The 17,797-nt window shown below is 64.6% G+C and carries 28 protein-coding genes; 23 read left to right on the forward strand and 5 right to left on the reverse strand.

Going from position 1 to position 17,797, the window contains the following annotated elements:
- Positions 1 to 28: 28 nt before the first annotated feature.
- From OG326_RS23945 to OG326_RS23960, 4 genes are all read right to left on the reverse strand, one after another.
- Positions 29 to 625, reverse strand: a complete 597-nt coding sequence (locus tag OG326_RS23945; RefSeq protein WP_327139354.1) for a hypothetical protein — start codon at positions 623 to 625, stop codon at positions 29 to 31.
- A gap of 119 nt (positions 626 to 744) precedes the next feature.
- Positions 745 to 2,574, reverse strand: a complete 1,830-nt coding sequence (locus OG326_RS23950; protein WP_327139355.1) for a hypothetical protein — start codon at positions 2,572 to 2,574, stop codon at positions 745 to 747.
- A 30-nt stretch (positions 2,575 to 2,604) separates the two neighbouring features.
- Complete coding sequence (locus tag OG326_RS23955; RefSeq protein WP_327139356.1) at positions 2,605 to 3,153, reverse strand: hypothetical protein; 549 nt, start codon at positions 3,151 to 3,153, stop codon at positions 2,605 to 2,607.
- A 115-nt stretch (positions 3,154 to 3,268) separates the two neighbouring features.
- The gene (locus OG326_RS23960) at positions 3,269 to 3,706 is read right to left on the reverse strand and encodes a hypothetical protein (protein ID WP_327139357.1); all 438 of its coding nucleotides are present in this window, start codon (positions 3,704 to 3,706) and stop codon (positions 3,269 to 3,271) included.
- 789 nt (positions 3,707 to 4,495) lie between these two features.
- On the opposite strand from OG326_RS23960, the gene OG326_RS23965 reads away from it, so the two are divergent.
- Both OG326_RS23965 and OG326_RS23970 read left to right on the forward strand, forming a co-directional pair.
- Complete coding sequence (locus OG326_RS23965) at positions 4,496 to 5,719, forward strand: helix-turn-helix domain-containing protein (RefSeq protein WP_327146565.1); 1,224 nt, start codon at positions 4,496 to 4,498, stop codon at positions 5,717 to 5,719.
- Between the two features lie 908 nt (positions 5,720 to 6,627).
- Positions 6,628 to 7,026 (forward strand): hypothetical protein, encoded by a 399-nt coding sequence (locus tag OG326_RS23970; RefSeq protein ID WP_327139358.1) that lies wholly within the window; start codon positions 6,628 to 6,630, stop codon positions 7,024 to 7,026.
- Here OG326_RS23970 and OG326_RS43060 read toward each other — a convergent pair.
- The gene (locus OG326_RS43060; protein WP_442790821.1) at positions 6,918 to 7,274 is read right to left on the reverse strand and encodes a helix-turn-helix domain-containing protein; all 357 of its coding nucleotides are present in this window, start codon (positions 7,272 to 7,274) and stop codon (positions 6,918 to 6,920) included. The genes OG326_RS23970 and OG326_RS43060 overlap by 109 nt on opposite strands.
- Before the next feature lie 163 nt (positions 7,275 to 7,437).
- Between OG326_RS43060 and OG326_RS23975 the strand changes: the two genes are divergently transcribed.
- The 21 genes from OG326_RS23975 (at position 7,438) to OG326_RS24075 (ending at position 17,569) form a co-directional block, all read left to right on the forward strand.
- Positions 7,438 to 7,677 (forward strand): helix-turn-helix domain-containing protein, encoded by a 240-nt coding sequence (locus OG326_RS23975; RefSeq protein WP_327139359.1) that lies wholly within the window; start codon positions 7,438 to 7,440, stop codon positions 7,675 to 7,677.
- 94 nt (positions 7,678 to 7,771) lie between these two features.
- Entirely contained in the window at positions 7,772 to 8,005 is a 234-nt protein-coding gene (locus OG326_RS23980; RefSeq protein WP_327139360.1) for a hypothetical protein, read from the forward strand.
- A gap of 225 nt (positions 8,006 to 8,230) precedes the next feature.
- Positions 8,231 to 8,455, forward strand: a complete 225-nt coding sequence (locus OG326_RS23985; protein ID WP_327139361.1) for a hypothetical protein — start codon at positions 8,231 to 8,233, stop codon at positions 8,453 to 8,455.
- The gene (locus OG326_RS23990; RefSeq protein WP_327139362.1) at positions 8,452 to 8,634 is read left to right on the forward strand and encodes a hypothetical protein; all 183 of its coding nucleotides are present in this window, start codon (positions 8,452 to 8,454) and stop codon (positions 8,632 to 8,634) included. The genes OG326_RS23985 and OG326_RS23990 overlap by 4 nt, the downstream gene beginning before the upstream one ends.
- Positions 8,631 to 8,849, forward strand: a complete 219-nt coding sequence (locus tag OG326_RS23995) for a hypothetical protein (RefSeq protein WP_327139363.1) — start codon at positions 8,631 to 8,633, stop codon at positions 8,847 to 8,849. Before OG326_RS23990 ends, OG326_RS23995 begins: the two co-directional genes overlap by 4 nt.
- Positions 8,846 to 9,175, forward strand: a complete 330-nt coding sequence (locus OG326_RS24000; RefSeq protein WP_327139364.1) for a hypothetical protein — start codon at positions 8,846 to 8,848, stop codon at positions 9,173 to 9,175. The genes OG326_RS23995 and OG326_RS24000 overlap by 4 nt, the downstream gene beginning before the upstream one ends.
- Positions 9,165 to 9,335: a hypothetical protein gene (locus tag OG326_RS24005; RefSeq protein WP_327139365.1), complete on the forward strand. Its 171-nt coding sequence runs from the start codon at positions 9,165 to 9,167 to the stop codon at positions 9,333 to 9,335. Before OG326_RS24000 ends, OG326_RS24005 begins: the two co-directional genes overlap by 11 nt.
- Complete coding sequence (locus tag OG326_RS24010; RefSeq protein WP_327139366.1) at positions 9,332 to 9,520, forward strand: hypothetical protein; 189 nt, start codon at positions 9,332 to 9,334, stop codon at positions 9,518 to 9,520. The genes OG326_RS24005 and OG326_RS24010 overlap by 4 nt, the downstream gene beginning before the upstream one ends.
- The gene (locus OG326_RS24015; RefSeq protein WP_327139367.1) at positions 9,517 to 10,095 is read left to right on the forward strand and encodes a hypothetical protein; all 579 of its coding nucleotides are present in this window, start codon (positions 9,517 to 9,519) and stop codon (positions 10,093 to 10,095) included. The genes OG326_RS24010 and OG326_RS24015 overlap by 4 nt, the downstream gene beginning before the upstream one ends.
- A complete protein-coding gene (locus OG326_RS24020) occupies positions 10,092 to 10,361 on the forward strand; it encodes a hypothetical protein (protein ID WP_327146772.1) in 270 nt (89 codons plus the stop codon). The genes OG326_RS24015 and OG326_RS24020 overlap by 4 nt, the downstream gene beginning before the upstream one ends.
- Entirely contained in the window at positions 10,358 to 11,065 is a 708-nt protein-coding gene (locus OG326_RS24025) for a hypothetical protein (protein WP_327139368.1), read from the forward strand. Before OG326_RS24020 ends, OG326_RS24025 begins: the two co-directional genes overlap by 4 nt.
- Positions 11,062 to 11,418 carry a hypothetical protein gene (locus OG326_RS24030; protein ID WP_327139369.1) on the forward strand — a complete coding sequence of 119 codons (357 nt, stop codon included), beginning with the start codon at positions 11,062 to 11,064 and terminating at the stop codon, positions 11,416 to 11,418. Before OG326_RS24025 ends, OG326_RS24030 begins: the two co-directional genes overlap by 4 nt.
- A gap of 6 nt (positions 11,419 to 11,424) precedes the next feature.
- Positions 11,425 to 12,159 carry a 3'-5' exonuclease gene (locus OG326_RS24035; RefSeq protein ID WP_327139370.1) on the forward strand — a complete coding sequence of 245 codons (735 nt, stop codon included), beginning with the start codon at positions 11,425 to 11,427 and terminating at the stop codon, positions 12,157 to 12,159.
- A complete protein-coding gene (locus OG326_RS24040) occupies positions 12,156 to 13,184 on the forward strand; it encodes a YqaJ viral recombinase family nuclease (RefSeq protein ID WP_327139371.1) in 1,029 nt (342 codons plus the stop codon). The genes OG326_RS24035 and OG326_RS24040 overlap by 4 nt, the downstream gene beginning before the upstream one ends.
- Positions 13,185 to 13,187: 3 nt before the next feature.
- Positions 13,188 to 14,051, forward strand: coding sequence for a recombinase RecT (locus OG326_RS24045; protein WP_327139372.1), 864 nt, complete (start codon positions 13,188 to 13,190; stop codon positions 14,049 to 14,051).
- The gene (locus tag OG326_RS24050) at positions 14,048 to 14,623 is read left to right on the forward strand and encodes a WhiB family transcriptional regulator (RefSeq protein WP_327139373.1); all 576 of its coding nucleotides are present in this window, start codon (positions 14,048 to 14,050) and stop codon (positions 14,621 to 14,623) included. Before OG326_RS24045 ends, OG326_RS24050 begins: the two co-directional genes overlap by 4 nt.
- A complete protein-coding gene (locus OG326_RS24055; protein WP_327139374.1) occupies positions 14,620 to 15,066 on the forward strand; it encodes a hypothetical protein in 447 nt (148 codons plus the stop codon). The genes OG326_RS24050 and OG326_RS24055 overlap by 4 nt, the downstream gene beginning before the upstream one ends.
- A gap of 159 nt (positions 15,067 to 15,225) precedes the next feature.
- On the forward strand, positions 15,226 to 15,741 hold the full coding sequence (locus tag OG326_RS24060; protein ID WP_327139375.1) for a hypothetical protein: 516 nt from the start codon (positions 15,226 to 15,228) through the stop codon (positions 15,739 to 15,741).
- A 60-nt stretch (positions 15,742 to 15,801) separates the two neighbouring features.
- Entirely contained in the window at positions 15,802 to 16,557 is a 756-nt protein-coding gene (locus OG326_RS24065; RefSeq protein WP_327139376.1) for a helix-turn-helix domain-containing protein, read from the forward strand.
- Between the two features lie 366 nt (positions 16,558 to 16,923).
- On the forward strand, positions 16,924 to 17,199 hold the full coding sequence (locus tag OG326_RS24070; RefSeq protein WP_327139377.1) for a hypothetical protein: 276 nt from the start codon (positions 16,924 to 16,926) through the stop codon (positions 17,197 to 17,199).
- The gene (locus tag OG326_RS24075; protein ID WP_327139378.1) at positions 17,192 to 17,569 is read left to right on the forward strand and encodes a hypothetical protein; all 378 of its coding nucleotides are present in this window, start codon (positions 17,192 to 17,194) and stop codon (positions 17,567 to 17,569) included. Before OG326_RS24070 ends, OG326_RS24075 begins: the two co-directional genes overlap by 8 nt.
- The last annotated feature ends 228 nt before the right edge of the window (positions 17,570 to 17,797 follow it).

Below are 17,797 nucleotides of genomic sequence, written 5' to 3' on the forward strand. Positions count from 1 at the left end.
AGCTGTCGCACAATGCGCCGGGGATGTGCTACTTCGCGGGTACTTTCCAGCAGTCCGCGTTGCTCGCGCCGTCGAGCTCCACCCGTGTGACCATCAGGTTGATCTTGCCTGCTGGGAATGGTGGATCCATGATCAGTTCCGCGACGTAGTTGCCGTCCTGCAGACCAGGAGCCACATGGCAATGCGGTCGGCTATCGGCCGGTTCGCAGTCGCCGCGGCCGTCGATACCGTGAGGAACGAACACGCCTCCGACATCCGAACACGACACCTCGTTGGGGTTCGGCATGAGGACGGTATCCGGTGGTTCGGTGGCGCTCGGGGCCGTCGCAGTCGTCGTCGCTGAGCTCGCGATTGCCGAGGTCGCCGCTGGCGCAACAGTTGTCGTCGGCGCGGCGGTGGTTTGTACGGATTGTGCAACTGCGGCAGCAGGTTTGGTATCGGTGTGCTTCGGCGTGCTCAGGCCACCGGCGATGACTACCACGAACGATGCGGCCAGCAGCACACCAGCGGATTTGCGATTCCGTAGCCTGAGCCAGTCGATATGACCTCGAATGAGGGCGATGATCGCGACTGCGACCATGACCATCCAGAGGAGAAAGAGGATCGTCCCGATGGCTTGCCTCATGAACGCGTCCCTCCAGGCCGGATAGATGATGGAGCCTGCCAGCAGAGAGCCCCGACCGGTACCCGGTCGGGGCTTCTTCTGTATTTTTGGCACAGGATGTCGGTGCTGGCGAGTGGCTGCTAGGTCGGCCCGGGCATCTCGCGCTCACGGCCCTGTCGTTCGAGTTCTCGTGTGCGCCTTGCCTGGTCTTGTTCGGCGTGTGCGCGTTCGTCGTCTACTTCTCGGGCGTTCGCCGGTGGTTGCGCCGGGTTCATTTTTGCCATCATGTCGATGGCGCGGGGGTCCAGCATTTTCTCGGCCATTTTCGTTGCCTCGGCGACCGACCGCTCGGGTGCGTCGAGGCTGACGCGGACCTCTCTGCCTTCGATCCGCAGAACCCATGAGCTGGTTTCGGGTTCGTAGCGGGAGTGGCCTGCTTTGAACGCGTCGTAGACCTGGGCGTTGAGTGCACGTGCCTGCTCGCGTTCGAGGGTGAGGTCTTTGGTCGCTGCGCGGACCTGCTCGATCTCATGATCCCGGTAGAGCTGGCGGTGATTCGTGGCCAGGTGGGTGAGTTCCTGGGCGCGAATGTTGGTTTCGGTCAGGAGCCCAGCGCGTTCGATCGACCGGTTGTGCTCGGCCATCCGTACATCCATCTGCCTCTGGTTTTCGCGGGTGGCGACTTCCTGACCGACACGCTCGATGGATCGTTGGATCTCCCGATCGCGTTCGGCGCGTTTCTTGTCCAACTGGTCGGCGACTTGATCGACGTGCGCCGGGTGCAGACCTTCCTGCTCGAGGGCGCGCTGCTCGGCGTCGCGTTCCCGGTCGCCGATCACGTTCATGCGGTACTGCAGCTCGCGCTCGGTGCGAGCCAACTCGTCATCGGAAAGACTGCGTGCGTTGGTGCCTGCTTGATCGGCGAGTTCTCGCACCTGTTCGAGTTCACGCGAGAGGTCCGGGCGTGCCTGCGCGGCTGTCGCTTCCGCTGCTCTATCGATCTCCCGGTTGATCGCGTCCATGTCCCGGAGCAGCTGTTGCTGACGTTCTTCGCGACTCTGAGCTTGATGCTCCTCGAAGAGCAGGGCTTGGCGGACCGGCAGCCGTTCACGATCGCGGGCGATGTCGTCGGTGCGCTGGGTGATGTCCCGGTCGGCAGCGACCAGTTCCATGATGTCCGCGCGGCCACCGAGCAACACCTGCAACGGGATCGGGGCTCCGGCTTCTCTTCCACGTTCGATTTCCTGGGTCAATTTGGTGATGGCGTCACGGGCCACGGCCAGTTCGGGGACGTTGCGGATCTGTTCGATCGCCTCGCGCATCCGCTCCACCGCACGTGCCTGCACGATCGGGCGCCCGAGACTCACGGCGCGCTCGAAGGCTTCGGGCGACAGTTCGCGCACCCCGAATCGGTCCGGGAAGGCCACTTCCAGCTCACGAGCCTTCGCCAGTACTTCGGCGTCCATATCGTGCAGGGTGCGCACCACATACTCGGACTTGGTAAGGGTGTTGCGCCGGAGTAGGTACTCCTCTTTCTGGAGCTGGAGCAGCGCCTCGTCGCGCGGGGTGTAACCGGCTTTGATCTCCACCGAGTGCGCGACGATGTCGGGCTGGCCGGGGACACGGACCACCGCGGCGACGTCGAAGCGTCGCCACCCGTGCGGGGTTTGCACGGGGTATTCGTTTTCGTAGCCTTGCGCGGCGGTGCGGTTGTCGATTGCTTGCAGCCCGAACATCAGGGCGTCGTGGAGTTCACGGCGGTTACCCCACCGGTCGACCTCGGCGCGCCAGTCCACGGGGTTACGGATCTCGTGGAGTTCGACTTGCCCGACAACATCACGCAGGCGTTCGGCGCGGGGCTGGGAGTAGGCCGCGTGGCCTCGGTCCCCGGCGGGGGTGATGCCGTGGTCCCCGATCGGAGGCCGGCCGGGAGGCTGTTCGGGATCGGGCGGGTCGATGGGGGCGCTCATGCCGCGACCCCCACCGGGTACCGGGCGGGATCAGTGCTGTTGGGCGAACCAGTCGTGAGGGTCGGGCGTTCCGGCCGCCACCCATGCGGCATGGTCGGCGACGGTGTGGTCGTAGAGGTCCAGGAGGCCGATATCGGTGCCGGAGAGGATGACGCCACCGACCAGGGTGCCGGGGGTGACCCACGCCGGGGACGACGCGGGTACAACGACCGGCGCAGGTGGGGCGGGACGATCGCCGCGCCACGACAAGACCATGTACTCCCAGTGGCCGCCGCCGGCCAGGACGAAGGTGTGCCCGATACCGCGGGCCATCCGACCGAACAGGGCGGCTTGCTCGCGAGTGAGGGAACGAATGTCCGGCAGTTCGCGCAGTGCGGCCTGTGCGATGACTTGCAGGCCCTCACGCGTCCACGGGTCTGGTCGCTGCCCGAGTTCGGGGATATCGCGGTCACACAGCTGGCGCAGTTCGTCGTCGGCGCGGTCCAGGAACTCGAGGAAATCGGGGTGCTGGTCGAGGCCGGGGGGCTGGCTGTAGTCCGGTTGGCCGTTGGGGTCGAGATCGTCGTCGGGGTCTTCCATGCTGGTCCCCTCTCGTCACGGTGGCGTACTGACATTGTGCAGTGGTTGGCAGTGTGCACGACAGCTTCTTCTCTACTGGTTCAGTTGTGGTGTGGTGTATTTCGTGTCGGGCGAGTCAGGAGACGCCGCGATCGACCGACTCGACCTGCTCGTATCTCAGTTCGTAGTCGTGTTTGGCCTCGCTGAGGGCGTCGAGGCTTTCATCCGGTGATGTGCCGTCGGCCATTGCTCGGTGTACAGCGCTCACGCATACCGCTAGCCGATCCACCGCCTCCGCGTATGCGGTGTCGCCGTGAAGTTCGGCCGCGATCCGGTCGATCAGCCCCTGCCTGTTCGCGAGGCCGAGGTCCAGGTCGAGGGATTCCAAAACCGTAGCGCCGGTCTCGCTGTAGGCGATGGACTCCGAACCGTCGCCAACCAGATGCAGAGTGGTAATGGCCGCTGGGGTGAACCAGTCGTCCAATCGGGCCAGTACCCACGCACACCGCAGTACTTGAACGTAAGGGTCGGTCCTGTCCCAGTTCCCGGCCATCGCCGAAAGTAGCTCGCGCACAGTCGGTCTCGTTACTTCGTCTTGTTCGGTCATATCCGGGAGGCCGTGACGCAGTCGAGCGCGGTCGCGAACTGGCGGCATTCGCTGCCGTGTCCGGCGTGGGCGGTGAGGACACATCGAGCTTCTTCGAGGGGCATCGGAGGGGGATTGCCATCGCAGTCCGAGTGTTGTTGCGCCCATTGGTCTTTGAGAGCAGAGGTGATGTTCATCGCGTCCTCGGCTTGATCGCACCGGCTCCGATAAGGGCGTCGAAGGCCGCGGCTTTGCGCGCACACTCCTTGATGGAGCATTCGCGGTGCGATTGCATGGCCTGGTGCGCTTGGAGCAGGGTCAGGGGTTGATCGGGTGCGTCGTGTGGCCATCCGCACGGCCACGGGCTGGTATATCTAGGCGAGTCCTCGGCCGGTCGCGGTCGGCGCGGTGGTGTCGGTGTGGCGTGTCTGGGCTCTGTGAGCGGCAGACGTATTGCGCCGTAAGCGATCACCGCGAGGGCCGCGGTCAAGCCGGGCAAGAAGAGCGATGTCGTCAGCATCGGAACCTCGGGTTGGCTGTTCTGTTTGGTGGGGGTGTCTCGGTGTGGAGGGACGCCGCCGATCCGTCGCGAAAGTATGGCTACAAACGCACGCGGTATCGGCGACGTCTTTCCCCTTGCGGGGCGTGGGCTACCCGGTGTCGGGCGCTGGCTTGAACGCTATGTCCGATCACCGAAACCACCGGGTACATTCCGTACCCCCTGCCTTTTGGCTAGGCTTGACCCTGACGAGCAATACCCAGCGGAAGGCCACAAAAGTGGATGGCGGGGAAAGCGCCGCAATCGGTCGGCGGATTCAGGCACAGCGCGTACGGGCCGGGATGTCCCGGCCCGTAATGGCAGACCTATTGGGCAAATCGGCCGAGTGGCTGAAGGCTATCGAGAACGGCCGCTTGCAGACTCCACGCCTGCCGATGCTGCTTCGCATCGCCCAGGCTTTGGACTTGGCGGACTTGTCGATCCTCACCGGGGACGGCATGACGGTGCCTGTCGTTGTCTTCGCCGGCCAGCGGCATGCTGCTTTGACGGAAGTGCAAGCCGCGCTCACTGATTTCCGGATCACGAACAGCGACCTGCCGTCGAGCCCGCAATATCTGGCCGAACGGCTTCGGCAGGCTTGGCACATCAGGCATTCCAGTCCCGACCATCGCACCCAGTTGGGCGCGGTGCTTCCTGGCCTGATCCGCGACACGCAGAGTGCTGCGCGGCAGATGGGGGAGGAACGTCGGACTGCGCGCAAACTGCTGGCTGGGGTTTACCAGCTTGCGGACTTTTACGTTGCGTATCAGCCGGCACCGGAGTTGGTGTGGATGGTCGCCGACCGGGGCATGAATGAGGGCTACGAAAGTGACGATCCCTATGTGATCGCCTGCAGCGCTTGGGCAATGGTGCAGGCTCTACGTGACAGTGGCCGGTGGGAGGAAGCAGTTGATCTGGCTCGCGATTCGGTGACGCGGTTGTCTCCGTTCACCGATCGGGACGGGACTGCCGACGACTGGCGGGGGATCGCTGGGGCATTGGACGCCGAGATCGGTTACGTCCACGCCCGCCGCGGACGATACGGGGATGCTTGGGCTCATTGGGAGCGTGCTGAGAAGGTCGTGAAGAAGCTCGGGCCCGCGTATCGGCACGTTCAGACGTCGTTCTCGGTGCCGGTGATGTCTGCGCACGCGGTCACGTTGAGTGTGGAGTTGCGCCGCGCTGGCGAGGCATTGCAAGCAGCGAGTGGATTCGATGCAAGTCAGATCATTTCGGTACCGCGACGTAGCCGGCACTTCATCGAAGTGGCGCGAGCGCATGCGCAGCGCGGTGAATCAGTGGCGACGCTCGCAATGTTGACGCAGGCCGAGCAGACGGCACCAGAGACGATCAAGTACAACGGTTTCGCGCGGGAGCTACTTCTCGACCTGCAGAAGAAGCCGCCTACGGGACGGCGCGACGAGGTTCGCGAACTCAGCCGCAGAGTCGGCGTCGCGGCGTAACATACAAGGGTGCCAGAGGATTTCGTTCCGCTGTGCTCGTCAATGAAAGCCGCCCTCGGCATAAGCCTGGGGCGGCTTTCTGCACGTCCAAACGACGAGCTGCTGCTCGCGCCCCTGCGCGGCAGCGTCGCTTGGCAGCTGCTGGTCTCCGGCCGGGTACGAGGAATCGCACCGGGTCGCATTGAAGGCCGCGGTGTCGGTCGAACCGCAGGGCGATGTTTCCGAACAGCAGCTCTGTCCACGGCAGCCTGTTGTTGCAGGGCGCTACGGCGGCCAGCCGCGATCAGCGGACCTCGGAAGCGCTCTCATCGGACGCTGCTGCGCCAGGTGGTCGGGGAGCGTAGCGGCCATCCGACATAGTCGGATGGCCGATTTTTGTTGGTTTCGGAACTGTGTTGCTCGGGGTACAAGTCCATTACTGACATTCCACTAACAGTGGACTAACGTTGTGCGGGTATTCCGCAACCAATTTTGTGCCATTGTTGAGACGGTCTGTGCCATTCCTCTTTACAGTGTCGATGAGTTACATCAAATCAAACGTGCGGAATTCGGCCAATCTTCCCACAGGCTGCCTGGTTATTACCAGTCAACGCAAATTTTGGATCAGTTCCGGATTGTTTGCTGAGAATTCCGCGCCAGCCCCCTGGACGTGCCCGCCCCGGAACGTCAGCTATTTCATTATTCGCGCCGTCCGCAGGCGTGTCGAACCGAACGGTCTGTGTGGTTTGGCTTCGAAAACTGTTGCATAGCTGCATATTTGCGGAACAACGCGCGTGGTTCGGATTGAGTTTTAGAGGGAAAACATGCCCCGAAAGTCTTGATTGTTATCCTGCGCGAACTAACATTCATGGCACATCTGCGACATATTGGGCGCAGGGGTCGGGGCATTAACTAGAAGGTGGCATGCGATGTTCGACGATCGTCTAGACCAATCGTATTGCGATGCGGCCGATTTCAAAATACCTGGAATCACACAGTCGCAGCCGGAAGGTGAGGTTTCTTCGGGCAACGGATGGGCGACAATCGGAACACTTGTCAACACAGGCGATCTCGTCGATGCGATCCCACGGCTCGCCCTGAGCGCATCACAAACGGCCTTCCTGCTCATGGCTGCCATTCAAGTGTTGCTGTTCGGGCGCCCCTGCATGGAAGGCTGGGTGAGGCACGGCGCGAAGTGGATTGTGGACGTGAAGATGCGTTATCCCGCGTCCGACGAAGGATGGCGCGCGGCGATGCGCGCAATTGTCTCGGCCGAAGGGGCCGTGCCCGCGATGAGTTCCGGGTTGAGCCGGCCGTTGGGTAAGTAGATGTTCTCGTTGTGACGGGCGGCGGCGATCAGCTCCTCGGGGCTGATGCCGAACGCCTTGGCGATTTGGTCGAGTTGCTCGACGTCGAGTGCACTGTCCGATCGCAAGATCTTCTCCAACGTTCGTAGAGGGACTCCCGCTCGCTCGCTGAGGTCGGGTTGAGTCCATCGCAGGCGACTGAGAGTCGCCCGTATCTCGGTAACGAGTAGCCGCGTGAGCTCCCCGATAGTGCGTGCGTTCGTAGCCATATGGGTAGCTTACTGCCCCATATGGGGCGTGAGGTAGGTCTCCGGTGTAGCTAATCCGCAGGCAAACGCGGCAATCCCCCCGAAACTCAGGACCGACCGTCCCGTCTGATGACGTCCAGCAACCCCATTGCACCCGCCCCATATGGGGCGTACGGTACTCCATATGGGTGGTTCAACCGCATGGTCACAGAACATAGCCGCGAGAGTAAACACGACAATCGAGGACTCCGGACTCTCAGTCAGAGAGGTCGCGGACCAATCAGGAATCGCCCGGGAAACCCTCCGCCGGCGGCTGGCCAACCTGACGCCATTCACCGTCGACGAACTCGAGGCCATCGCCGAAGTCCTCGACGCGGATTCTGACACCTTCCTCAACTCCGACTACTGGTCGCAGGCGTCATGACCGCCGTCATCGTCTTCGTCACCGCCTGGTCACTCGTCTCCCTCGCCTTGTGGCCGTTGGTATCCCGTGCGTTCTTCTCACGGGGGAGGCGGCGATGAACCGTCTCCGCAAGGCGTGGCCCATCGCCAAGCTGATCGTCGCGTGGTCGGTCGACATTCCGGCGGCGCTGCTGGTGGTGTTCTGGGCGGTCTATGGCAAGGGCTGGATCAACGCAGACGAGTTCACTTCCGGTGTCAGCGCATGCCTCGCCACCATCTTCACGGGAACGGCCGTGGCCGCGCTCTGGATGGTCGGCGCGGGCCTGTTCTTCGATGACGAGGAGCGGTGATGCGCCCGCTGGTTCGCGCCCTGCTCCACGTCCTGAATTCCTCACTGCCAGATGACGTAGCTCCTGGCGATGAGGCCGCATCCCCCGCAACGCAATACGCGACGTCGATTGCCGCTGCGGGGGGTGCCTCCAACGTCCCGACTGACGAGGTCGGGGATCGGCCGGTCTGAGTTAGCGCTCTCACGGCCCGTGTTCCACCAATTAGAACAATAGGGAGTCTACCCAATGGCAATCCACTCTCCCCTGTGCGAGAAGTATCTCGCCGAATTGTCCACCGAGCCAACCGGTTCTGTCGAATTCGGGATGGCGAGCATCATCCGCCGCCTGTCCGAGCCGCGAGCGTTCGGCTACCTCACGACCGTCATCCTCGACGACCAGGGCTCGCCGGCCGCCGATATCGCCGCGCACATCTGGTTCCTGGCGGCCGCTGCCGAGGAGGCCAGCGCATGAGCCGTCTCAGCGTGGCCGACTTGCTGCCGTTCATCCGCATGGCACTGCATGCCAGCAGGGCGGAGGAGATCGCACCCGGGGAGATCGTCGATCGTGGCGAGTTCTCCGGACCGATCGATGGGTGGTTGCCCCCGCAGGCATGGCTTGCCCGGCACACTGGTCAGGGAGCGTCGGAATGAGCGCGCAGCCGTCATTTTTCTCCGTCGAAGGCGTAGTGGCGAGGCCGTCCGCGTACTGGTCACAGGACATCGGGAAAGTCGCCATCTACCTCGGTGCGGGCCTGAATCTGTACGTGGACCCGCAGCACGCCGCCGCTCTGATCGAGGAGATCTCGGTGGCCCTGGCGGCGAGGGAGATGCCGGCGGATCTGTCCGGTGAGGTGGTGGCCCGATGACCGGAACCGCCTACCGGACCACGATCCCTCCGACGACCGAGTTCGGGCCGTTCATCGTCGGCGCGGCCGTGTATGCCATCGATCCCGGCATTCCGTTCGTGTCCCACACCCCGCACGGGTGCGGTGGGGTGACCTTGTTCGTGCAGGTGTCCGCTGTGGCGTGCTCGGACACCACGGAGATGTTCGCGTGCACCGATGGCGGCTGGTTGCTGTCGTGGATTCCGATCATCGGAACCCCGGGTACCGATCACGGCCGGTGCCTGCTCGCCGCCGGGTACGAGCCCGAACACTCCCCAGTTCGACGGGAGCACCGTCATGACCGATGACCTGGTCGAAAGAGCCCAGAAGCACATTGCTCGCGACCACGAGCGTGACGAAAAGCTCGACGCCGCACAACGTTTCGCCGAAAAGCTCGGCGAAGACACCGATCCCATCCGCCGTGAGGTGGGCAAAGAATTCATCGCCATCGTAGGAGAACCAGCGTGAACGCGCTCGCATGGGAATTGGTCCGGTCGTGGATGGTGTGGGTGGCTATCTGGCTGGTGTTGCTCGGAGTCTTCGCCGCGGCCATCGACGACGACGATGCGTTCGACTACGACGGCCGAGACGACGGCGCGCAGTGGGACATCGGCCACGACTACTGGGTCGCTGACGAATTGGGTGTGGGATGAGCCGCGCGCGCACGTTGACCGACGCGCAAGCACTCACCGTTGTTGCCGAGTGCCGTCGCGGCATCTCGCAGGTGCGGATGGCGCATGTCTTCGGGGTGTCGCGACAACTGGTGGGCAGCATCATGAGCGGTCGACGCTACAGCGATGTGACCGGTATCAGTCCCTGCTGCACAAACCGGGGTTGCGAACAGTGCCGGCCAGGACGCCGAGGCACGACCCGGGACCGCAACATCGCCGTCGTGCGCGCTTCGATGGCCTATATCGGTTGTGTCGCTTGCGGTAACGCGCTGAGCAGGCCGATCGGGGCGGTTCTGGCCACCCGCGGACTACACCGCTGCATCCGGTGCGTGCCGTCTGATACTCCCGGCTCCGGGCATGGGCAGTGCAGCCCGGATGCACCGTGCACGAAATGCCGGGCCGAGGACGCCCGCGAGGAAAACGTCCGACTGGTGCGCGCGGTCGACGTCGACGTGGAGTGCGTGGTGTGCGACTCGACGATCACCCGCCCCGCCGGACCGGTCCTGGACAGAAAAGGGGCCGCCCACTGCCACAAACATCTCAGGAGCGGCTGGTGAACGAGCACGTCACAGCAACCGAACTCATATCGAGTCCTGTACTCAGCGACGACACGAAACACCAGGCAGGGCGCGTCGTCGCGGCCTACGCCGCTGACACGGGCGAGTACGCCATGTTCGCGGCGATGCTGGGCATCGACGACGTCGCGGCGCCCCCGCCGGGGCAGTGCCTCGAGTGCGGAACTGTTTTGCCGTTGACTGCCCGGACCCGGCGCGTCGGGTACGCCGGGTACTGCGCGGCCCACCGCAAGGCGGTGCAGTCATGACCGCCACCGCGACGGTGAAGAGGTGCACCGACCCCAAATGCGGTCGCCAGACCCATCGGCCGCTACGGCGAGGGGTGTGCAACGCCTGCTACGGGCGTCAGCGTCGCCGCCAAACGGCGTACGGCCGTTGGGAGAACGGGCGCTCGGACGTCGCGCCGGTCCGGGCGCACATCATCGCGTTGAAAGCGGCGGGGGTGAGCTACCGGCGCATCGCCGCTCTGGCTGGTATCCATCGCACGGTCGTGGAGTCTGTGATCCGCGGCAATGGCAAGAACGATCCCCTGAAGTGGGTCCACAAGGACACCGCCACAGCGATTCTCGCTGTGGCAGCGGCGACCGGTCTGCGGCGCCCTCCCGGCGACGGTGATGCGGTTACGTCGCTCGGCACGCGTCGGCGGTTGCAAGCGCTGGTCGCGGCAGGGTGGCCGATGTGGCGCCTGGCCGAGGAATTGGACACCGCACCGACGAATGTGTCTTCCCTGATCCGTCACCGGCCCATGGTCACCAAGGCCCGGCACCAGCGGGTGGTCGAGTTGTTCGACCAGCTGCACATGACACCGGGGCCGTCGGCGTCTGCGCGCCGGTACGGGCTGGCGCAGGGATGGGCACTGCCGATGCAGTGGGACGAAGAAGATCTCGACAACCCGCAGGCACTGCCGGTGCGGGGCTCTCGCAGCGCGACAAGGGCGGCGGTGCCGGCATGAGGCAGGTGTTCATCGAACCGTGGCGGCGCGTCTGGAAAGACCGGTACACGACGCTGAGTATCGAACGCGACCCGGACGGGGGCGCGTTCGTCGCAGTCGACGAACCGGGGACCAGCGGGTTCGCGGTCACTCTCGGTGCGCACGCCGCCGCTGAGATCGCCGCGTTCATCACGACCCCTGCCGGTGTTCCGGATAACGAATGGCGCAGCGGCGGATCGCGGCTGCTCATCATCCACGAACCCCACGGGCGTGTCCGCTTCGTCGTGCACGACATCGAAATATTCGGTGCCGCAACCATTTTCGACAACGAGATTTCCCGTGAGATCGCCGCATTCATTTCCGGGCAGGAGTGAACCATCGTGACCGACCAACTCACCACAGGTCCCGTCAGGCAAGCCATCTGGCGGGAAATGCCTTTGGCTGCTTTCGATCTGGAAACCACCGGCCGTGACCCATTGTCGGCGCGGATCGTGACCGCGTGCGTGATCCGTATCGACGGGGTCGACAAGTCCACCCGCACCTGGTTGCTCAACCCGGGTGTAGCGATCCCCGCCGAGGCCGCCGCTGTGCACGGGGTGAGCACCGACCGTGCTCGTGCCGAAGGACAGGACTACGCCGAGGGCTACCGGGAGATCCGCGACGAACTCGAACGCATCTGGGCGGACGGCGCGATCGTGGCCATCTACAACGCCTCCTACGACCTGACGATCATCGACTGCGAAGGCCGGCGGCTGGGCTACCCGCCCTTGGTCGTCGGGCCGGTCGTGGACCCGTTCGTCCTCGATCGTGAGGTCGACAAATTCCGGCGCGGCCGCCGCACGCTCGGCGTGACCTGCGAGCACTACGGCATCGAGTTGGGGGAGGCCGCGCACAACGCCGACGCCGACGCGCTGGCGACCGCCCGGCTGGCATGGAAGCTGCCGCGCCTGTTTCCCCTCATCGCTGACCTGGACGCTGAGCAGTTGATGGCAGCACAAGCGGATTGGCATCGGGCACGGCAGGTCGATTACGCCGCCTATCTGCGCCGCTCCGGCGAAGACGACTCGCAGGTGTGCGGGGACTGGCCGCTGCGCGCCGCGGCGGTGACCCGATGAGCATCCTCGACCACTGCGAGGAAGTACTGCCCTACGGCGCCGAACGCTCCGAGTGGTTACGGGTGCGCCGCGAAGGCTTGGGCGGGTCGGACTGCGCGGCGGTCATGGGGATGCGCGGCCCCTATGCCAGCCCGTACACCGTGTGGGAAGACAAGACCGGTCGCGCACCGGAGGTCGACGAGACCGAAGACATGTTGTGGGGCAATCTCCTCGAGCCGGTCATCCGCGCCGAGGCGATGCGCCGACTCGGCCTCACGTTCACCCTGCCCGGCACACTGCGCTCGCTCGAACATCCTTGGCAGCAAACCAATCTCGACGGATTCGCCAGCGACGGCGGGATCATCGAGTGCAAGAACACCGGGCAGTGGATGGCCGCCGATTGGGACGGGCAGATCCCCGATCCTGCCGAGCTGCAATGCCAGCACAACATGGCCGTCAGTGGCGCCACACACGCGTGGGTGGCCGGCCTGGTCGGTGGCAACCGATTGAAAACCGTGCGGGTCGAGCGCGACGACGGCCTGATCGCGGACATCATCGCCGAGGAACACCGGCTCTGGCACCGGCATGTCCTCACCGACACCCCGCCGCCGATGGACCCCTCCGACGCGACCCGGACCGCGCTGATCCGCCGCTTCGCCCTCGAGGATCGCACGATCGCGCTCGACGATCTGGAGGATGACACCACCCTGCTGCGAGCGCTGGAGCTGGCGGAGCAGTGGCAGAGCGGCCGCGCACGAGAAGCCGCGGGGAAGTCCGCGAAGGTTCAGGCCGAAGCCGAACTGCGGTTGATCATGGCCGGCGCGAACCGGGTCACCGTCGCGGGAGAGACCATCGCACGCATCACCGGCGGCGGCTGGGCACCGAAGCAATTCGAGGACGCCGAGCCGGAAACCGCTGCCCTGTACCGCAAGAAGGTCGACGTCATCGACTCGGCAGGGCTGCGCAAGGACCACCCGGACCTGTGGCGCAAGTACCAATCGCAGGTCTTCAAGGCCATGCCCTATATCTCTGACACGGAAGGCTGACTCGTGGGACAGAACCTCGGTGATCGTGTCCGGCAGCAGGTCGCGCAGCGCGACACCAACGCACCCGACACCACAGAAGACACCCGACCCAAGACCATCTTCCAAGCGATCCAAGCAGTCCAGGGTCAGCTCACTCTCGCCCTGCCGAAACATCTCGATGCCCAGCGCATCGCGCGTCTCGCACTCACCGCGGTGCGGAAGAACCGCGACCTGGCGATGTGCTCACCGGAGAGTTTCGCCGGCGCGCTACTGACCAGCTCGGCGCTGGGGCTGGAACCTGATGTGAACGGTGAGTGCTACCTGGTCCCTTTCCGGGACAAGGGCGAGTGGGAATGCCAGCTGATCGTCGGGTACCAGGGGTACTCGAAGCTGTTCTACCAGTCACCGACCGGCGCGCACCTGGACGCCCACACCGTGTACGAGGGCGACGACTTCGACTACGAGTACGGCACCGCGTCGTTCCTGCGGCACAAGCCCACCCGCGGGGACCGCGGTGACGTGATCTTCTACTACGCCACCGCCCGACTCACCACGGGCTCAACACATTTCGTGGTCCTCACCCCCGAGGAAGTGAAGGAACTGCGCAACGGGCGCGTCGGACCCAAAGGCAAGATCGCCGACCCGCAACGGTGGATGGAAAAGAAGACGTGCATCCGCCAGGTCCTCAAACCGCTCCCGAAATCGCCGCTCCTCGGGGTCGCTGTCACTGTCGACGAACGGGACGGGCGCGGCCTGTTCCGTGATCGGCTCATCGAGCGCCAGGCCCAAGACGACCTCGGTGACGTGATCGATGTCCCCGCCTCCGATATCGACACCGGCCACGCTGACGTACCTTCCGCGCCCGAGCCGGGCGGAGAACCAGCATGAGCGACTGGTGGCATGAGTCCGCGTGCCGTGGACACAAGAGCCCAGAGTTGTGGTGCCGCAATACCGTCGACCCGGCCGCGGCTGTTGCGCGCAGAATCTGCTTCCAGGACTGCCCGGTGCGGCTCGAGTGCGGCGCATGGGGATTACAAAGTGGCGAACACGAGCTGGTGGCCGGTGGTTACCGTCTGTGGCACAGCGGCGATGCGCGGCGCTTGCGGGCCGAACACCCGGACGTCACTCCAGGGGCGAGAGTCGCTGCGGGTGGCGGAAATCAGGCGAAGGATTTCACCTGCAGCGACTGCGGCACCGTGTTTACCGCCACTCGGACAACCCTTGAGTTCCCGTTGTGCCAGCCGTGCCGTAAGGGCCTCGTACCAGCCCAGGAGGTCCGTCAACACATCCAAATGTTGCTGGACTCGGGGCTGAGGATGTTCCGGATCGATGAACTCGCCCGGGTCATTCCCGGCACGACCTCCGCGTTCATGCGCCCGAAATCGGCGCGGAAGTGGACGAAAGCTGAGACAGCGGAACGCATCCGCGCGGTCGGGCTGCCGGAGGCGATGTCGGCATGAGTGTTCAACCGACCCTCAAGAACTTCGCGGTCGATGCGCTGCGACGGCTGTCGACGCGCCTGCCAGGTCAGCGGGAGGTCACCTGCGACGGATTCCCTGCCCGGGTGGAAGAGATCGTGGCCAGACGATCGGGCGGGATCTGTGAGATCGATTCCTGCGGTTCCGCGCAGGTGATCCACCTGCGGCGATCCTGGGGGAGCGATGATACGTCGCTGGCCTGGGTGAACCGCGCCGCGAACGCGCTGCATCTTTCCGCCGACTGCCGTTCGAAAGTTGAAGGGCAACTGCCCGATTCCTCACGCCATGCGTCCAAGGTGCAGGGCTGGCTCGTGTCGCAGAACGGTTCCCGGACCGCGGCAGATGTGCGTGTGCTGTACCGCGGCCGGTGGGCTCTGCTCACCGACGATGGCCGGGTACACCCTGCCGAGGACGGTGCGGCATGAGCCAACGCCTTTACCGCGCACGAGTGCCGATGGTACCGACCGAGCCTCATCGGAGCCCGATGGCATCGGGGTGGGATCTGCGACCCATCCGGATCCCAACGGTGTCCGATTCCGGTAGCTCTGCGGGGCAAACCGGCGCTGTCGGCGGGCAGGTGACCCATGGCGCGTGATGTGACCCGAATACTGCGAAAGCTGCGTGGCAATCCGCGCTTTCGTGTTCTTCCACGCACCGCGCAGGCCCTGCTCACGGACCTGATCCTGCAGCCCACACTGTCGTCGGCGGGTGTGCTGCCGTTGATGGTCGACAAGTGGGCCACCGCGTGCGACGAACTCACTCCCGACGGTGTTCGTGCCGACCTGCGGGTGCTGCTCTCGGCGCGGTTCGTGGTGATCGATTTCGACACATTCGAGGCGATGATCTGCGGATACGTCCGAGATTCCGGTGTCACCGCGCATCGCAATCATGCGACGACCGCAGCCCGCGCCGCTGAGACCGTGGACAGTCCGATGCTTCGCCAAGCTCTCGCGATCGAGCTGTATGAGCTCGATCGCCCGGACATGGCGGAGGTGATCGAAGCCCTTGCGCCGCTGACTGATCCCGATCCGTCCGCGATGGAAACAGGGTCGGAAGCCGATGGCATCGGGATGGCAACCGGGTCGGAGGTAGATGGCTGATGGAAACGATCGCGGGGGATGTGCGGGGCCGGCATTCAAGGGCAGTAGAAGGCGGGTGCGATGGTCTCGATCGAGTACACGGTCGGCGACGTCGCGAGCGTCGTCCCGGTGTCCCGGTACGAGTGGGAACGCATGATCCGCGGCATCGCCATTCCGAGCCGGGTCAAATACCTGGCGTTGACGATGGCCACGTACGCCGACCCCGACGGGGCGCGCATCTTCCCCGGACAGAAGCGCCTCGCGCTGGTGATGTGTGTGGGGGAGCGGACGGTCAAGCGGGTGTTGCCGGAGTTGCAGGCGCTCGGGTTGGTGGCCCGCGTCAAACAGGGCAACCGCTATGCGGCCGAGGTCAACTCCTACCGGCTCACGGCGCCACCGGATCTGTCGCAGTGGCGGACGGTCGCCGACGACGTGCTGGCGCGGCCGCTGCTGGAATGGCGCTCGGGGTACATGACCTACCCGGACGGGCAAACCCGGTGGCCGGCCGACCGGCACGAATGGATCGGGATGATCCGGCGCGTCCAAATCCCCAGCCAGGTCAAGTTTCTGGCGTTGATGATGGCCACCTACGCCAACTCCGACGGGACCCGCATCTTCCCCGGTTCCAAGCAGCTGGCGTTGGTGATGCGGGTCGGGGTGAAGATCATCGACCGGGATCTGCCACAGCTTCGGGAGTTGGGTTTCGTCGAGCTGGTCAAACAGGGCAATCGGCGTGGCGGGGAGTCGCACGAGTACCGGCTGTCCTATCCGCCGGATTTGCCTCGGCGGCCGATGCTCGATCCGGACGAATCCAAGGTGTGCGACGGCGCGGTTTAGGGGTCGTATTTGGCACCTGGAGTTATCCACAGGCTGCCGGTTCAAGGGTCGTATTTGGCACCCAGACTTGTGAAACGCGGGTGGGTGTAAGGGTCGGATTTGGCACCCAGACTTGTGAAACGCCGATAAGTCTAGGTGCCAAATTCGACGAGTCTAAGTGCCAAATACAACCGTTAATACAAAGTCTGAGTGCCAAATACGACCCTCCACCAATAAAGAACCCCCCCACTACCAACACCTGCGGCGTCCCCGGCTTGAAAACGGACATCACTACGCGCCCCGGCGCCCTGTGGATAAACCCGAAATCTGTCTGGTCGAAATCAGCTGCCGACGACGAGTCACACACCACCCAGGAGAACCAGATCCATGCCTGACCGGACCACCTCCCCCTTCACTGATGACCAACTCCGTGCGATCGCCAAGTCCGGGTGGACGCCCACGACCCAACGGCTCGCCGCCGAGCTGCTCGCACACCGCAACGCCCTCGCTGCGATCAAGGCCGCGGACCCCGACCTCTTCGACGACTCCGAGGAGCGCGGCGGGGCGTACGAGACCTATGGCAGCGCGGGGGACGGCCTCCGGTGGGCGTACGTCGCCGCAGTCGCACCCCTCACCGCCCAGGAGAACGAGATCCATGTCTGACCCCCGAGAGCAACTCACCGCGATCATTCGCGAGCACCGGGACGAGGCCCCGGAAGCCATCCTCGCCGTGGGCTGGCAGCCTCCCGCCCGGCGAATCGAGACCTACAGCCGGCGCCCCATCGTGGTCGAGGCGATGCAGTTGACCGGCGACACGACCATGGCCCTGATCGATTGGCTTCCGACAGGTCGGTACCTGATCGACGACCAGGCCGGGATGCCCGCACTGTGGGTCAAGAGCCTGGACGGCGGCAGGCACCGTGTCTATCTCGGGTGGTGGGTCGTCCAGGAGCACAACGACTTGCGCGCGTACTCGCCCAGCGCCTTCGAAACCGCCTTCGAACCAGCGGCGCCGCCCGGAGCCCATGCCTGACCAAGATCTGTCCCCGAACAGGGATACCTACCTGCTCGGGGAAATCCAGCACCGACCGAGCCTGAACCCATTCCACGTGCAGCCCAAAACAATTCGATTCGGAAGTCATATGCGCATCCTCGCGACAGCATTCTTCATTCTCGTAGCCACCCTCACCAGCAGCGCGGCCACCGCAGCGGCAGACCCGGGGCCGGCGCAGTGCCAGGAAGGGTTCTGCGACCCCCCCAC

It is taken from the genome of Nocardia sp. NBC_01327, from assembly GCF_035958815.1.
In the GTDB taxonomy this organism is placed as follows: Bacteria; Actinomycetota; Actinomycetes; order Mycobacteriales; family Mycobacteriaceae; genus Nocardia.

Coding starts and splice junctions, on each gene's coding strand:
- OG326_RS23945 (WP_327139354.1), bottom strand. CDS start 625: ATGAGGCAAGCCATCGGGACGATCCTCTTTCTCCTCTGGATGGTCATG.
- OG326_RS23950 (WP_327139355.1), bottom strand. CDS start 2,574: ATGAGCGCCCCCATCGACCCGCCCGATCCCGAACAGCCTCCCGGCCGG.
- OG326_RS23955 (WP_327139356.1), bottom strand. CDS start 3,153: ATGGAAGACCCCGACGACGATCTCGACCCCAACGGCCAACCGGACTAC.
- OG326_RS23970 (WP_327139358.1), top strand. CDS start 6,628: ATGTTCGACGATCGTCTAGACCAATCGTATTGCGATGCGGCCGATTTC.
- OG326_RS43060 (WP_442790821.1), bottom strand. CDS start 7,274: ATGGCTACGAACGCACGCACTATCGGGGAGCTCACGCGGCTACTCGTT.
- OG326_RS23975 (WP_327139359.1), top strand. CDS start 7,438: ATGGGTGGTTCAACCGCATGGTCACAGAACATAGCCGCGAGAGTAAAC.
- OG326_RS23980 (WP_327139360.1), top strand. CDS start 7,772: ATGAACCGTCTCCGCAAGGCGTGGCCCATCGCCAAGCTGATCGTCGCG.
- OG326_RS23985 (WP_327139361.1), top strand. CDS start 8,231: ATGGCAATCCACTCTCCCCTGTGCGAGAAGTATCTCGCCGAATTGTCC.
- OG326_RS23990 (WP_327139362.1), top strand. CDS start 8,452: ATGAGCCGTCTCAGCGTGGCCGACTTGCTGCCGTTCATCCGCATGGCA.
- OG326_RS23995 (WP_327139363.1), top strand. CDS start 8,631: ATGAGCGCGCAGCCGTCATTTTTCTCCGTCGAAGGCGTAGTGGCGAGG.
- OG326_RS24000 (WP_327139364.1), top strand. CDS start 8,846: ATGACCGGAACCGCCTACCGGACCACGATCCCTCCGACGACCGAGTTC.
- OG326_RS24005 (WP_327139365.1), top strand. CDS start 9,165: ATGACCGATGACCTGGTCGAAAGAGCCCAGAAGCACATTGCTCGCGAC.
- OG326_RS24015 (WP_327139367.1), top strand. CDS start 9,517: ATGAGCCGCGCGCGCACGTTGACCGACGCGCAAGCACTCACCGTTGTT.
- OG326_RS24025 (WP_327139368.1), top strand. CDS start 10,358: ATGACCGCCACCGCGACGGTGAAGAGGTGCACCGACCCCAAATGCGGT.
- OG326_RS24030 (WP_327139369.1), top strand. CDS start 11,062: ATGAGGCAGGTGTTCATCGAACCGTGGCGGCGCGTCTGGAAAGACCGG.
- OG326_RS24040 (WP_327139371.1), top strand. CDS start 12,156: ATGAGCATCCTCGACCACTGCGAGGAAGTACTGCCCTACGGCGCCGAA.
- OG326_RS24050 (WP_327139373.1), top strand. CDS start 14,048: ATGAGCGACTGGTGGCATGAGTCCGCGTGCCGTGGACACAAGAGCCCA.
- OG326_RS24055 (WP_327139374.1), top strand. CDS start 14,620: ATGAGTGTTCAACCGACCCTCAAGAACTTCGCGGTCGATGCGCTGCGA.
- OG326_RS24060 (WP_327139375.1), top strand. CDS start 15,226: ATGGCGCGTGATGTGACCCGAATACTGCGAAAGCTGCGTGGCAATCCG.
- OG326_RS24065 (WP_327139376.1), top strand. CDS start 15,802: ATGGTCTCGATCGAGTACACGGTCGGCGACGTCGCGAGCGTCGTCCCG.
- OG326_RS24070 (WP_327139377.1), top strand. CDS start 16,924: ATGCCTGACCGGACCACCTCCCCCTTCACTGATGACCAACTCCGTGCG.
- OG326_RS24075 (WP_327139378.1), top strand. CDS start 17,192: ATGTCTGACCCCCGAGAGCAACTCACCGCGATCATTCGCGAGCACCGG.